The following is a 12927-nucleotide window of genomic DNA, read 5'->3' as shown; positions in this document are numbered from 1 at the left end:
GAACCAAGGAGAGACGATGAGCGGACCGCAGGGATCCGATCCCACCCAGCCGTGGGCGGGTCAGCAGCCGGCCGATCCCGCGTGGCAGCCGCAGGCTCCAGAGCAGCCGCAGCCGGAGCAATCGCCTTGGGGGCAGCAACCTCCCGCGTACGGCCAGCAGCCGCCGGCATACGGCGGGCAGCCGCAGTATCAGCAGCCCCCCTATGGGCAGCCGCAGTATCAGCAGCCCGATCAGTACGGACAGCAGCCCACCGCGTACGGCCCGTCGTCCTACCCGCAGCAGCCGCAGTACGGGCAGCCGCCCCAGTACGGCCAGCCGCAGCAGCCCCAGTACGGTCAGCCGCCGCAGTACGGGCAGTACGGCCAGCAGCCGGGACAGTTCGATCCCAATCAGCAGTTCTCGCCGTACTCGTCGACCGACGAGGGCTCCAAGAAGTCGCGGGGCCTCATCCTCGGTGTGGTCGGTGGGCTGGTGGCCGTGATCGTCGTCGTGATGGGCATCCTCGGCTTTTGGAAGCCGGGTTTCTTCATGACGACCAACCTCGACGTGAAGGCCGCCCAGTCGGGTGTGCAGCAGATCCTCAGTGACGGGACGAACGGCTATGGCGCTAAGAACGTCCAGGATGTGACGTGCAACGACGGGGCCAACCCGAAGGTCGTCAAGGGCGGGACCTTCGACTGTGAGGTCAGCATCGACGGCACCAAGCGCCAGGTGACCGTGACGTTCCAGGACAACAGCGGAACCTACGAAGTCGGCAGGCCCCGGTAGCTAGCTGGAGGGAAGTCCGTCGAGCGCCTTCTGCAGGCGTCCGACGGACGAGGTGACGCCGAACTCGCCGGCGAGCTCCGCCACCCGGCGTGGATCGCGCGCGGTTAGGGGCAACAGGTCCGATTCCGGCGAGAGGCTGACTCCGGCGTCCGTCGCGACGCGGACCACCTTCTCCGCCGCCGGCACGTAGTCGACCGCAGCGGTCAGCTTCTTGCGTTGTGCGGCAGGCATTTTCGACGATGGGTCGCCGGCGGCCGCCATGATCCGCTCCAGTGAGCCGTACTGGGCGAGCAGGGCGGACGCCGTCTTGTCGCCGATGCCCCCGACGCCGGGCAGACCGTCGGACGGGTCGCCGCGCAACAGTGCCAGTTCCGCGTAGGCGGTGCCTGCCCGTTCCAGTGGCACCCCGTACTGCTCGGCGACTTCACCGGGGCCAAACAGCGTCGCCTTGGCCAAGCCGCGCCCGATGTAGAGCACCCTGACCTGAACGGGGTCGTCGGCGACGAGTTGGAGCAGGTCCCGATCACCGCTGACGACGACGACGGGGTCGACGCGCTCTCGGGCCGCCAGCGTGCCGAGTACGTCGTCGGCTTCGTATCCGGGTGCGCCGGCGGTGGCGATGCCGAACGCGTCGAGCATCGCCATGATCATGTCGACCTGTGGTGTGAGGTCGTCGGGCACCTGCTCGACGTCGGGCTCGCCGGGGGCGCGTTCCTCCTCCACCCGATGCGCCTTGTACGACGGGATCAGGTCGACCCGCCACTGCGGGCGCCAGTCGAGGTCGAGGCACACGACCAACCGCGAGGGCTGGTGGTTGGTGACCAGCGTTGCGACGGCGTCGAGGAAGCCGCGGAGCGCGTTCACCGGGCGGCCGTCGGGCGCGGTGATGGACGACGGGATCCCGAAGAACGAGCGGAACCACATGCTGGCGCCGTCGAGGAGCAGGACGGGTGCGGTCATCGACTGACAGTAGCGTGCGGTATTGATGGAGCCATGGGCTTGTCCGTGGACCGCATCGATCACGTCGTCGTCAACACAGTCGACGCCGACCGCACCGTCGACTGGTACGTCCGGGTGCTCGGGATGGCGCGGGAAGTCTTCGGCGACGGCCGTATCGCGCTGCGGTTCGGCGACCAGAAGCTCAACGTCCGACCCACCGGCGCGCCGAACTGGGTCACCGCGGCCGTCGATGCTCCCGGCACCCTGGACCTGTGCTTCGTCGTCGATGCGGAGGCCGACGCCGTCGGGGAGCATCTGCAGTCCTGTGGCGTGGAGATCACCGAGGGGCCGGTTGCCAAGACGGGTGCGCTCGGTCCGATGACGTCGCACTACTGCCGCGACCCCGACGGCAACCTGATCGAGGTCGCCACCTATCGGCGGGCCGATTAGCCTCGACGGCATGGACAACGGCAGATTCGGCACCGACGTGTACGCGGGACGCTTGCGGGCGGCGACGGCTGCGGCCGCAGATGCCGGGCTGGCGGGTTTGGTCATCACGCCCGGGTACGACCTGCGCTACCTCGTCGGGTCCCGCGCCCAGACCTTCGAGCGGCTGACGGCGTTGGTGCTGCCAGTCGACGGTGAGCCGACCGTGGTGGTTCCGCGGATGGAGTTGGCGGCGCTGAAGGACTCTGCGGTGGTGGAACTGGGCCTGCGCGTGCGGGATTGGGTGGACGGTGACGACCCGTACGCCCTCGTCGCCGATGTGTTCGGAGGTGGCCCGGTCGCCAGCGCAGTCACCGACGCGATGCCTGCGCTGCACCTGCTTCCCCTGGCCACGGTGCTCGGGACGGTGCCGGTGCTGGCCACCGACGTGTTGCGCCGGCTGCGGATGATCAAGGACGACGCGGAGGTCGACGCGCTCCGCAAGGCGGGAGCCGCAATAGACCGGGTGCACGCGCGCGTTCCCGAGTTCCTGGTGCCCGGCCGCACCGAGGCCGACGTGGCTGCCGACATCGCCGAAGCGATTGTCGCCGAGGGGCATTCGGAGGTGGCCTTCATCATCGTCGGGTCGGGGCCCAACGGCGCCGATCCCCATCACGAGTGCTCCGACCGCGTGCTGCAGGAGGGCGACGTGGTCGTCGTCGACATCGGCGGGCCGTACGAGCCCGGGTACAACTCGGATTCGACGCGGACGTACAGCATCGGGCAGCCTGCCGACGACGTGGCGGCCCGGTACTCGGTTCTTCAGCGGGCGCAGGAGGCGGCCGTGGCGGCGGTTCGGCCTGGCGTCACCGCCGAGCAGATCGACGCCGCAGCACGCGACGTGCTGGCCGCTGAGGGCTTGGCGGAGGCATTTGTGCACCGCACCGGACATGGGATAGGCCTCTCCGTGCACGAGGAGCCCTACATCGTGGCCGGCAACGATCTGCCGCTCGAGGAGGGAATGGCCTTCAGCATCGAGCCGGGTATCTACTTTCCCGGCGCGTGGGGTGCCCGCATCGAGGACATCGTGATCGTCACCAGTGACGGCGCCCAGTCGGTCAACGATCAGCCCCGCGACCTCGTGGTGGTTCCCGTTTAGTCGGGTGGCCCGTGTGGTTTCTCGAGCCCGTTGAGTTCGCGTTCCCGTTGGACGCGTCTGGCGCGGTCTTGGGCGCGGGTGGTCTTGCGCCGCGGCATGGTCAGCCCTGCGGTGTGCGCCCTTGGGACTTTCGAGGCGACCACTGTTGCGGTGCGCTCGCTGAGTTCGGGGAACAGCAGGCGGCTGCCCGGTGTGGTGATGTATTGCCGGCCGTCGGGTGCGGTCCACACGACGGTGCCGTCGTCGAGTTGCTCTTCGTGCCAACCACTTTGGCCGCCCCAGAACGTTTTCAGCAAGTGATGTCTTCGGCATAGGCATTTCAGGTTGGATGCGGCCGTGGGTCCGTAGGGCCACGGGATCGTGTGGTCGACGTCGGTATGGGTGGCGGGTACTTTGCAGCCGGGGAAGCGGCAGGTCATGTCGCGGCAACGGACGAAGTCGGCCAGCTTCTTGGAGGGTCGGTAGCGGGGTTCGGGCGGTGCTTGTCCGGGGTGCACGATCGCGGTGATGGTGGCCCCGATGGTGGCGCGGCAGGCGATCGCGCCGGGGAGGAACTGTCCACCCATCAGGGCGGCGGGCCGCAGCTGGGCGAGGCGTCCCGGGGTGGGGGTGAGGGCTTCGGTGAGGGTCAGTTCGCGCAGCGGCTTGGTGAACATGGCTGGGGGTCCGCCGTCGAGGGCGGTGCGCTCGTTGGCGGGGTCGGTGTGGATGTCCTCGCGCGACTCAGCTTGTGGCGCAGCGTCACTCGGGCGGTCGGCGCTGCCCGGCACGACTNAGGGCGGTGCGCTCGTTGGCGGGGTCGGTGTGGATGTCCTCGCGCGACTCAGCTTGTGGCGCAGCGTCACTCGGGCGGTCGGCGCTGCCCGGCACGACGTCTTCTGCGCCTTCGGGAGCATCGTCAGGCCCTTGACTGGCTGGCCCACCAGGCGGCGGCGGTTGGGCGGGTGCTTCGGGTTCGCGGACGGTGTCCGCGCTCGCGATCACGTAGACCACCACCCCGGTGGAGTGCGGGTTCTCGCCGGCCGGGCAGTCGTCCGTGTCGCAGAGGCAGGCCAGGCGGTCGTTGCCGTGGGACATGGCTCCGATGGCGTCGGCGCGACGTTGGTCCTTGGTCCGGGGATCGGCCGGGCACGCGGTGTCGGCGACCGCACTCAACCGGGCGTCGAAGGCCTTGGCATCNTCCGATGGCGTCGGCGCGACGTTGGTCCTTGGTCCGGGGATCGGCCGGGCACGCGGTGTCGGCGACCGCACTCAACCGGGCGTCGAAGGCCTTGGCATCGGTGGCGAACAAGGTCGCGTAGACGGTGGCCATCCCGCTGCCGTCGTCCTCCCCGACGTCGACGCTGCGGCCACGCGCGCGGGTTTCTGTCCGGTGCACAGCCTGCGGGTCGACCTGGGCGACGAACGCGTCCACTGTCTTCTCAAGAGTGCCCACCGACATTGGCTCCCGGGTGCTCAGCGCCTCGGCCAGCATTCGGTCGAGTTCGTGCAGGGCTGAGGGGTCGACGACCAGGGCGCCGCGCTGCACGACCGTCCGGACCAGTTGGTAGGTGATCAGCCCTTCGGCGAACACCGCGGCCACCAGCGGGAACCGTTCGTGCAGCGCAACGGCGATGAGCAGCTGATTGGACGCGGCGCCATGGGTGATGCGCTGGGCGGCGCCGATGTGGGCGGCGACGGCGTCCCAGGTGTCGGTGCACCACAGGTCCCGCTCATCGGATCCGTTTACCGCGCGGGCCGCCTCGAACATGGCGGCCATCGCCGCGACGCGGCGAGCGCAGGCAGCGGACTCCACCCGCTGCCACGACTCCACCGCACTGGCACCCGAGGTACCGGCCGTGGAAGCCACCAATGAGTCGAAACGAGAGCGGCAGAAACTAGCCGACCACCTCAAGAATGTGGATGAACTGCCGACTGTGCACTACGTCCGACCATGGGCACCGAAATGTCAGTGCCGCATGCTTATCCGCGAGGATCAGCCGTCTTGGCTGCGATCCAGGAGGTCCGACGACCCGAGCACTCGCTCGATCCGCACTTCGATCACCACGCGCCGGGGATTGACCCTCGGCGTGCGGTAGCGCTGGGCGTATCGCAGTTCGGCGTCCCGAACGGCCTCGGGTTCGGCGCTGACCGTCGAACTGCCCTCCAGCGACAGCCACCGCGCGCCGTCCACCTGGCTGAGCACGGCGACCCCGCGCTGGTCGGCGTTCACGGCCTTTTGCGAGCCGCCGGTGGTGATCACTCGAGCGACGTGTGTCTTGGGGTCGAACGTGAATCCGACGGCGACCACGTGCGGCGAATTGTCCCCTCGCAGTGTGGTCAGCATGGCGAGGTGTCGTTCGGTGAGGAACGCCAACGCGTCGTTGGTCAGCCGTGTAGTTGCCTTCGCCATCGGTGTCCAACCTAGCGCAGGACATAATCGCAACCATGGAAGACACGGCGGACAACCGCCTGGTAGTCGTTTTTGGTGGACGCAGCGAGATCGGGATCGAACTCGCGACGCGGTTGGCCGACGGTGCGACGGTTGTGCTGGCGGCACGCAACGCCGATCGGCTGACCGACGAAGTCGCGGCCGTTACGGCGGCGGGAGCCGCCGCGGTCCACGTCAGGGAGTTCGACGCCGATGAACTCGCCTCGCACGCGCCGCTGGTCGACTCGATCGTCGCCGACTTCGGACCCATCGCCACCGCTGTCGTGGCATTCGGGATTCTCGGTGACCAAGCCCGCGCCGAAGCGGACCCCGCCCACGCCGCCGCGATCGTGCACACCGACTACACCGCCCAGGTGAGCCTGTTGACGGTGCTGGCGACGACCATGCGGACGGCGGGTAGCGGTGCGCTCGTGGTCTTCTCGTCGGTCGCAGGGGCCCGCCCCCGGCGTGCCAACTACGTCTACGGCTCCGCCAAGTCGGGCCTCGACGCGTTCGCCCGCGGACTCACCGACGCTCTGCACGGCTCGGGCGTTCGGCTGTTGCTCGTCCGGCCCGGCTTCGTCATCGGCCGCATGACCGAGGGCATGTCGCCCGCCCCGCTTTCCAGCACCCCGACGCAGGTGGCCGACGCGGTGGCGGGCGCGCTCGCCAAGGGGCGCACCGAGATTTGGGTGCCGCGGTCGCTGGGGGTTCTGGTCCTCGCCCTGAAGCTGATGCCACGGGCGATGTGGCGTAGGTTGCCCCGATGATCGTCGTCGTGGGTATCGGGGCGGACGGGATGTCGGGGTTGCCCACCGCGTCCAGGGTTGAATTGACAAGAGCAACAATTGTTTACGGCTCACCGAGGCAGTTGGATCTGCTCGACGACACCGTGTCGGCGCTGCGGCGGGCATGGCCGTCTCCGCTGCTGCCCGCGCTGCGTGCCCTCGTCGACGACCAAGAAGTGCACGACATCCATGTCATCGCCAGTGGGGACCCGCTGCTGCACGGGATCGGCAACACGCTGATCAAGATGTTCGGGCCGGACCGGGTCGCCGTCCTGCCGCACGTGTCCTCGGTGACGCTGGCATGCGCCAGGGTCGGCTGGGCCGTGCAGGACACCGAGATCATCAGCCTCGTCACCGCGCAGGTGCATACCGCCGTGCGCCGCGGCGGTCAGGCGGTGGTGTTGTCGCGCGACGCCGACAGCCCGGCGACGCTGGCTCGACTGCTCGCCGAAACCGGTCGCGGCGACTCCGAACTGACCATTCTCGAGCAGCTCGGCGGTCCTCTGGAACGCCGCCGGTCGGCCACCGCGCGGGAGTGGGCGGGCCGCCCGCCGCACGACGTCGACAAGCTCAACGTGATGGCGGTGCGGTATCTGCCCGACGAGCGGGTTGCCCATGCGCTGCCCGACCACGTCTTCGCCCACGACGGTCAGATGACCAAGCAGTCGGTCCGGGCGGTCACGCTCGCTGCGCTCGGCCCGCGTCCCGGCGAGTTGCTGTGGGACGTCGGGTCCGGTTCCGGGAGCATTGCCGTCGAGTGGTGCCGCAGCGCATCCGGTTGTACCGCAGTGGCATTCGAACGCGACGCCGTCCGACGGGCCAGGATCGAGACCAACGCGATCGCGTTCGGTGCCGCCGTGGACGTCCGTGGGCCGGCTCCTGAGCACTTCGACGGGGCACCTGAGCCCGCAGCCGTCTTCGTCGGCGGCGGCATCACCCAGCCCGGCGTGCTCGAGGGCTGCTTCGACCACCTCCCCGTCGGCGGCCGGCTGGTCGCCAACGTTGTCACGATAGAGTCCGAAGCCATTGTCGCCCAGTGGTACTCGCGAATGGGCGGCACGTTGCGGCGGTATCAGCACTATCACGGTGAGCCCGTCGGCGGCTTCACCGGATGGCGCGGCGCGATGCCCGTCACCCAGTGGATGGTGACCAAGCGATGACCGTCTACTTCATCGGCGCCGGGCCTGGCGCGGCCGACCTGATCACCGTCCGCGGGGAACGCCTGCTGAAGCGGTGCCCGGTGTGCCTGTACGCGGGCTCGATCATGCCCGACGATCTCTTGGCGCTGTGCCCGCCGGACGCCAGGGTCGTCGACACCGGACCGCTGACGCTCGACCAGATCGTCGGCGAGCTCACCGACGCGCACGCCGCCGGATTGGACGTCGCGCGCCTGCACTCCGGCGACCCGTCCATCTACAGCGCGCTGGCCGAGCAGTGCCGCAGGCTGGATGCGGCTGGCGTCGACTACGAGGTCGTGCCAGGGGTGCCTGCCTTCGCCGCTGCGGCCGCCGCGTTGGGTCGCGAGCTGACCGTGCCTGGCGTCGCGCAGACCGTGACGCTGACCCGGGTCGCAACCCTGTCGACGGCGATGCCGCCGGGGGAGGACCTGCGGACGCTGTCGCAACCCGGTGCCACGTTGGTCCTGCACCTGGCGGCTGCGCAGGTCGACGCCATCGTCCCCGAGCTGATCGCCGGTGGGTATACCGACGAAACCCCATGTGCGGTGGTCGCATTCGCGTCGTGGCCGCAGGAAACGGTGCTGCGGTGCAGCCTGGGCGAGCTGGCCGAACGGGTCCATGCCGCCGGCGTCACGCGTACCGCCGTCATCGTGGTCGGCGACGTGCTGGCGGCGGACGGCTTCTCCGACAGCTACCTCTACTCGTCGGGGCGGCGCCGCGGAAGTCGACACTGATGCGTCTGCTGCTTCTCGGTGGGACGAGCGAGGCGCGGGCGCTGGCCGCCGAGTTGAATTCCGAACTGACGGTGATCAGTTCGCTCGCCGGCCGCGTGCCAGACCCCGCCTTGCCGGTCGGCGAGGTCCGCATCGGTGGGTTCGGGGGAGTCGACGGGTTGCGCCGCTGGTTGCGCGACGAACACGTCGACGCCGTCGTCGACGCCACTCACCCGTTCGCCGCCCGCATCACCGCCAACGCGGCTCGGGCATGTCGCGAGGAACGCGTGCCGCACGTCGTCCTGGCCCGCCCCGCGTGGCCACCCGGTGACGCCATCGTCGTCGGCTCGGACGTCGAGGCCGCAAACGTCGTCGCCCGCAACCACTATCAGCGGGTCTTTCTCACCACGGGCCGTTCTGGCAGTGCCGCATTCGCCGGCGTCGACGCGTGGTTCCTCATTCGGGCGGTCACCGCCCCGGACGACGTGGAGTTGCCGCCGCGCCACCACCTGCTGCTCTCCCGTGGTCCGTACCGCTACGCCGCCGAGCGAAAGCTTTTGGAGGAGCACCGGATCGACGCGTTGGTGACGAAGAACAGCGGTGGTGACATGACTCGCGACAAGGTCACCGCCGCCGACGATCTCGGCATCCCCGTGATCATGGTGCAGCGGCCGGGATTGCCCGACGACGTGACGGCGGTGCCCACCGTGGCCGACGCCGCGGCGTGGGTCAGAGCCCTCTGACCAAATCCAGACTGCCGAGATCGCGAATCGCCTGGCAGCCGCGTTCCATCATGACCAGCATCATGTCGTCGCCGCGCTCGGTCGAGATCGAGAACGCGCAGCCGAGCACGGACAGGAACGGCACCTGCAGCATGCCGACGCGGTAGTCGCGCCAGCAGGTGTCGAAGTCGTAATCGGCCATCCCGTAAGCGGACAACTCTTTGAAGTACGCCGCGACGAGGTCCCGGTCGACGGCCGAACGGGTCTGGGGCGTCAGGCTGGTGCCGGTGAAGTAGGCCAGGTCGCGGGCGGGTAGTCCGACTCCCAACGTCTGCCAGTCGACGACGGTGACGTGACTGCGGTCGGGTGTGAACAGCAGGTTGTCGAGGCGGTAGTCGCCGTGCATCAGGGCGAAGCGATCACGGTCTGCCATCAGCCACGGCGTCACGACCGACATGGCCTCGGTGATCAGGTCGCGATCCTCGGCCGTCATCCGCGAACCCAGTCGCTCGAGGCTCATCTGGGAGGCCATCACGGCGACGTCGCCGAGGCCCTTCATGGCGTCCTCGGTGGCCGTTGACATGACCAGGCCCTGAAACTCGGACCACTTGGGGTCACACCACGTGGGGCCGTGCAGGCCTGCCAGCGCGCGGACGGCCAGCTCCGCCTCCTCAGCCGTGCAGCCGGCGATCTGGTCGCCCTGGACCGCGGGTGCCATGTCGGCCAGCAGGAGCACGAAATCCCCGCCGTCGTCGGAGATTTCGCAGTGAAAGTGCCGGGGGATGGGCACCCGCACCACGTCGGCGACGTCGGCGTAGAAGGCGTGTTCGGAGCGGTAGCCGAGGGCCACCCGCTCGCGCACGGCGTCGTCTTGGGAGGAGAGCTTGAGCGCGAATGTGGCTGGCAATCCCGACTGGTCAGCCGCGTACTCCACCGCAAGGCGGTAGGTGGCGCCGGTCTGGCCGGTCCCGATGGGTGTGACCTCTACCGATCGGACCTCGGTCGCGAGCACGGATTCGACCCACTGTGGCGTCACGTCCGTCGGTCCGCGCGGGATCGAGGAGGCCGGCGGGTAGCGCACAGTCATGGGGCCGGACCCTAATCGGCCCGCTGGACACTTGTCTACTCTCGCTCCGTCGCGACGGCGTTGACTGCCGCCGCGGCCATTGCGCTGCCGCCTCGCCGCCCGGTGACGACGAGGTAGTCCATCCCGCGGGGCCGGTCGATCAGCTCGTCCTTGGACTGTGCCGACCCGACAAAGCCGACGGGACCACCGAGCACAGCGGCGGGCACGGGCGCGCCCTCGTCGATCAGTTCGAGCAGGCGGAACAACGCGGTGGGCGCGTTGCCGATGGCCACCACCGCGCCGCCGAGCCGGTCGGCCCACAGGTCGACGCCCGCTGCGGAGCGCGTGTTGCCCATCGTCGCGGCCAGTCCTGCCGCTCGTGGATCGGCGACCAACGAGACGACCTCGTTGTCGGCGGGCAATCGGGATCGGGTGATGCCTGCGGCCACCATCGAGGAGTCGCACAGCACCGGCGCTCCCGCCGCCAGGGCCCGATGTGCGGCGTCGGCGACGCCCGGCGTGAAGGCCACGTGTTCGGCGACGTCGACCTGACCGCAGGTGTGGATCAGCCGGACCACCACGCGTGAGACGTCGTCGGGGAACCGTGTCAGATCAGCTTCGTCGCGGATCATCGCGAACGATTGGCGGTAGATGTCGGCGGCGTCGCGGGTGTAGTCCAGCACCCGATCACCCTACGGGTGGCGTGGCTCGTACCCACCCGCGGTGGCGACGAGAACCTCCCCGGTCGGGGGGCTGCCACAGGCGCGTTCGCACCCCACGAAGTGCCGGTGCGACCCGCTGGCGCCGTCGTGCACGGCCGCCGCGGCGTCGCGACGGACGTCGGCCGCGGAGTGCGCACAGCCCGGGCTCCCGGTGCACGCGCTGACGTCGAGCCATGGTGACGCGTCGTCGAAGACGAGCCCCAGCGGGGGGAGGACGCGCAGGGCGGTGTCGGCGATCTCCTCGTCGAGGTCGAAGACGAGCACCGACCGCCAGGGTGTGATCACCATCGGGGACCCGACCGCCGCCAGGTACTCGGCGACCCTGGTCTTCAGCACCCCGAGGGGAACGGCGGCGCCGAGCGTGACCAGTCCGTCGTCCTGCGGAATCCAGCCGACCGTCGGACGGGCGACCGGCGGCCACACCGCCCCGGGTTCCGCGGTCGGCGTCAGCCCCTCGAGAAGTGGCGCCGCGTCGTCGAGTTCGGTTGTGCGCCAGGCGGTCCCGCGGATGTCCGTGAACCGTTCGGCCACCTGAAGAAGCAGTGCGACGCCGTCGCCGGTGCGCACTCCGGTGTCGACGCCCGCCACCAGCAGCGCGGCGGTGTCCTCGTCGAGGAAGTGCAGGCCGACGTCTGCTCCGAGCCCGGACACGTCGCCGCGGCCGTCGTCGACGGCGAACATGAACCGACCGGGCAGGCGCGCCAGTCGAGGGTTGGCCTGGATCGCGGCGTCGAGACCACGGACCAGACCGCGGACGTCGGCGTTGCCGCCCACTCGGCCCGTCAGCGGAGAGGCGAGGACGTTGCGGACGCGTTCGTGGGTCGGCGAGGGCAACAGGCCCGCGTCGGCGATCGCGTCGGCCAGTGCGTCGGCGTCGGTGATGCCGCGGATCTGCAGGTTGCCCCGGGAGGTCAGTTCCATTGCCGGGGAGCCGAACCGGGCGGCGGCCAGCGCCAGCGCCTCGAGTTGGGGCGCCTCGATCATGCCGCCGGGCAGGCGAACCCTGGCCAGTGCGCCGTCGGCCGCTTGATGCACGGCAAGCGCGCCCGGGCACGCGTCGTCGTCGCGGGTTCTGGCCATCCTCCTACGGTACGGCGACCAGACGTGCCGGCGCCACGACGTCCGAGTAGTGCGACGCGTCGCCGGCGACGACGCGACTCGGCGTGCCGTGCACGTCGACCGGGACGTCGCCGGCCAGGGTGACCCGGCTGAGGCGACGGTATTGGTCGTCGTAGTCGGACACCGCGTAGTGCTGGGTCGCCCGGTTGTCCCAGATGGCCAGGTCGCCGGGGCTCCAGTTCCACCGAATGGTGTTCTCCAGCCTGGTCACCCGGGCCTGGAACAGCTGCAGCAGCGTGGTCGACTCGACCGTGCCGAGGCCGACGAACCTCTTGACGAAGTGGCCGAGCAGCAGCACCCGACGTCCCGTCTCGGGGTGGACGCGGACCACCGGGTGTTCGGTCTCGAAGTGCTCGGAGACGAACTCGTCGCGGTACTGCCGGACGGTGTCGCGGTGGGCCTCGTCCGCGGCGAAGTCCTCCGCGACGTCCTTGACGTAGTCGTAGTCGTTGGTGTGGCTCGCCCACAGGTTCTCGGCGAGGGCGGCCAGAGGTGCGGGCAGCTGGTCGTAGGCGGCCTCGGTGGACGCCCACGAGGTGGTGCCGCCGTACTCCGGCAGGGCGATCGCCCGCAGCAGCGACGCCTTCGGAATGCGGTCGACGAAGGTGACGTCGGTGTGCCAGGAGTTCGCTTTGTCGTACCGGGAGTCGATGGGCAGCACGTCGGCGCCTCGCGACGTCACCGTGGGGTGCGCGATGGTGGGCGTACCGAGGGTCCTGGCGAAGTCGAGCTGGCTTTCGTCGTCGAGGTGCTGCTGATCGCGAAAGAAGATCACCTTGTGCTCGAGGAGTGCGTCGTTGATCGCGTCGACGGTCGACGCCGGGAGATCACCGCCGAGCCGCACGCCGGCGATCCGGGCGCCGATGTTCGCGCCGAGTTTCACGATCACGGGAGAATTCGCCATGAGTCCATTGCC

15 protein-coding genes are annotated in these 12927 nt (G+C 69.5%); 7 read left to right on the top strand and 8 right to left on the bottom strand.

Annotated elements, in window-relative coordinates:
- The first annotated feature begins 16 nt into the window (after positions 1–16).
- Complete coding sequence (locus ASD37_RS16905) at positions 17–769, top strand: DUF4333 domain-containing protein (RefSeq protein WP_056553664.1); 753 nt, start codon at positions 17–19, stop codon at positions 767–769.
- On the opposite strand, the gene ASD37_RS16900 is transcribed toward ASD37_RS16905, so the two are convergent.
- Complete coding sequence (locus ASD37_RS16900; RefSeq protein WP_056555254.1) at positions 770–1729, bottom strand: 5'-3' exonuclease; 960 nt, start codon at positions 1727–1729, stop codon at positions 770–772.
- A gap of 33 nt (positions 1730–1762) precedes the next feature.
- Here ASD37_RS16900 and ASD37_RS16895 point away from each other — a divergent pair, with 33 nt between their 5' ends.
- Both ASD37_RS16895 and ASD37_RS16890 read left to right on the top strand, forming a co-directional pair.
- Positions 1763–2158, top strand: coding sequence for a VOC family protein (locus ASD37_RS16895; RefSeq protein ID WP_056553661.1), 396 nt, complete (start codon positions 1763–1765; stop codon positions 2156–2158).
- 10 nt (positions 2159–2168) lie between these two features.
- Positions 2169–3293 (top strand): Xaa-Pro peptidase family protein, encoded by a 1125-nt coding sequence (locus tag ASD37_RS16890; RefSeq protein ID WP_056553658.1) that lies wholly within the window; start codon positions 2169–2171, stop codon positions 3291–3293.
- Positions 3294–4068: 775 nt separating this feature from the next.
- On the opposite strand, the gene ASD37_RS32715 is transcribed toward ASD37_RS16890, so the two are convergent.
- The 3 genes from ASD37_RS32715 to ASD37_RS16875 all read right to left on the bottom strand — a co-directional run.
- A partial coding sequence (locus ASD37_RS32715) for a DUF222 domain-containing protein (protein WP_370073070.1) occupies positions 4069–4448 on the bottom strand: 380 nt, incomplete at its 3' end.
- Between the two features lie 25 nt (positions 4449–4473).
- Positions 4474–5142, bottom strand: a 669-nt coding sequence (locus ASD37_RS16880) for a DUF222 domain-containing protein (RefSeq protein WP_235568443.1), incomplete at its 3' end; no start/stop codon positions are given.
- 126 nt (positions 5143–5268) lie between these two features.
- A complete protein-coding gene (locus tag ASD37_RS16875) occupies positions 5269–5685 on the bottom strand; it encodes a F420-dependent biliverdin reductase (protein WP_056553646.1) in 417 nt (138 codons plus the stop codon).
- Between the two features lie 35 nt (positions 5686–5720).
- On the opposite strand from ASD37_RS16875, the gene ASD37_RS16870 reads away from it, so the two are divergent.
- Genes ASD37_RS16870 through ASD37_RS16855 form a run of 4 tightly spaced genes read left to right on the top strand, consistent with a single transcriptional unit; the run spans position 5721 to position 9125 of the window.
- Positions 5721–6473, top strand: a complete 753-nt coding sequence (locus ASD37_RS16870; RefSeq protein ID WP_056553643.1) for an SDR family NAD(P)-dependent oxidoreductase — start codon at positions 5721–5723, stop codon at positions 6471–6473.
- Positions 6470–7651 (top strand): bifunctional cobalt-precorrin-7 (C(5))-methyltransferase/cobalt-precorrin-6B (C(15))-methyltransferase, encoded by a 1182-nt coding sequence (locus tag ASD37_RS16865; protein WP_056553640.1) that lies wholly within the window; start codon positions 6470–6472, stop codon positions 7649–7651. The genes ASD37_RS16870 and ASD37_RS16865 overlap by 4 nt, the downstream gene beginning before the upstream one ends.
- Positions 7648–8403, top strand: coding sequence for a precorrin-4 C(11)-methyltransferase (cobM, locus tag ASD37_RS16860; RefSeq protein ID WP_056553637.1), 756 nt, complete (start codon positions 7648–7650; stop codon positions 8401–8403). Before ASD37_RS16865 ends, cobM begins: the two co-directional genes overlap by 4 nt.
- The gene (locus tag ASD37_RS16855; RefSeq protein ID WP_056553634.1) at positions 8403–9125 is read left to right on the top strand and encodes a cobalt-precorrin-6A reductase; all 723 of its coding nucleotides are present in this window, start codon (positions 8403–8405) and stop codon (positions 9123–9125) included. The genes cobM and ASD37_RS16855 overlap by 1 nt, the downstream gene beginning before the upstream one ends.
- Here ASD37_RS16855 and ASD37_RS16850 read toward each other — a convergent pair.
- Genes ASD37_RS16850 through ASD37_RS16835 form a run of 4 tightly spaced genes read right to left on the bottom strand, consistent with a single transcriptional unit; the run spans position 9112 to position 12915 of the window.
- Positions 9112–10191: a phosphotransferase family protein gene (locus ASD37_RS16850; protein WP_056553631.1), complete on the bottom strand. Its 1080-nt coding sequence runs from the start codon at positions 10189–10191 to the stop codon at positions 9112–9114. The genes ASD37_RS16855 and ASD37_RS16850 overlap by 14 nt on opposite strands.
- Before the next feature lie 35 nt (positions 10192–10226).
- A complete protein-coding gene (locus ASD37_RS16845) occupies positions 10227–10853 on the bottom strand; it encodes a precorrin-8X methylmutase (RefSeq protein ID WP_056553628.1) in 627 nt (208 codons plus the stop codon).
- Positions 10854–10862: 9 nt separating this feature from the next.
- The gene (cobG, locus tag ASD37_RS16840) at positions 10863–11972 is read right to left on the bottom strand and encodes a precorrin-3B synthase (RefSeq protein WP_056553626.1); all 1110 of its coding nucleotides are present in this window, start codon (positions 11970–11972) and stop codon (positions 10863–10865) included.
- Between the two features lie 4 nt (positions 11973–11976).
- Positions 11977–12915, bottom strand: a complete 939-nt coding sequence (locus tag ASD37_RS16835; RefSeq protein WP_056555251.1) for a TauD/TfdA family dioxygenase — start codon at positions 12913–12915, stop codon at positions 11977–11979.
- Positions 12916–12927: the final 12 nt, after the last annotated feature.

The organism is Mycobacterium sp. Root135 (assembly GCF_001426545.1).
GTDB lineage: Bacteria > Actinomycetota > Actinomycetes > Mycobacteriales > Mycobacteriaceae > Mycobacterium.
Note: the sequence above shows the minus strand (reverse complement) of the source record. Positions and strands in the feature narration are given on the sequence as shown.

What these genes read in the sequence shown, in the direction of transcription:
- ASD37_RS16905 (WP_056553664.1), top strand. Translation starts at nt 17, where the DNA reads ATGAGCGGACCGCAGGGATCCGATCCCACCCAGCCGTGGGCGGGTCAG.
- ASD37_RS16900 (WP_056555254.1), bottom strand. Translation starts at nt 1,729, where the DNA reads ATGACCGCACCCGTCCTGCTCCTCGACGGCGCCAGCATGTGGTTCCGC.
- ASD37_RS16895 (WP_056553661.1), top strand. Translation starts at nt 1,763, where the DNA reads ATGGGCTTGTCCGTGGACCGCATCGATCACGTCGTCGTCAACACAGTC.
- ASD37_RS16890 (WP_056553658.1), top strand. Translation starts at nt 2,169, where the DNA reads ATGGACAACGGCAGATTCGGCACCGACGTGTACGCGGGACGCTTGCGG.
- ASD37_RS16875 (WP_056553646.1), bottom strand. Translation starts at nt 5,685, where the DNA reads ATGGCGAAGGCAACTACACGGCTGACCAACGACGCGTTGGCGTTCCTC.
- ASD37_RS16870 (WP_056553643.1), top strand. Translation starts at nt 5,721, where the DNA reads ATGGAAGACACGGCGGACAACCGCCTGGTAGTCGTTTTTGGTGGACGC.
- ASD37_RS16865 (WP_056553640.1), top strand. Translation starts at nt 6,470, where the DNA reads ATGATCGTCGTCGTGGGTATCGGGGCGGACGGGATGTCGGGGTTGCCC.
- cobM (WP_056553637.1), top strand. Translation starts at nt 7,648, where the DNA reads ATGACCGTCTACTTCATCGGCGCCGGGCCTGGCGCGGCCGACCTGATC.
- ASD37_RS16855 (WP_056553634.1), top strand. Translation starts at nt 8,403, where the DNA reads ATGCGTCTGCTGCTTCTCGGTGGGACGAGCGAGGCGCGGGCGCTGGCC.
- ASD37_RS16850 (WP_056553631.1), bottom strand. Translation starts at nt 10,191, where the DNA reads ATGACTGTGCGCTACCCGCCGGCCTCCTCGATCCCGCGCGGACCGACG.
- cobG (WP_056553626.1), bottom strand. Translation starts at nt 11,972, where the DNA reads ATGGCCAGAACCCGCGACGACGACGCGTGCCCGGGCGCGCTTGCCGTG.
- ASD37_RS16835 (WP_056555251.1), bottom strand. Translation starts at nt 12,915, where the DNA reads ATGGCGAATTCTCCCGTGATCGTGAAACTCGGCGCGAACATCGGCGCC.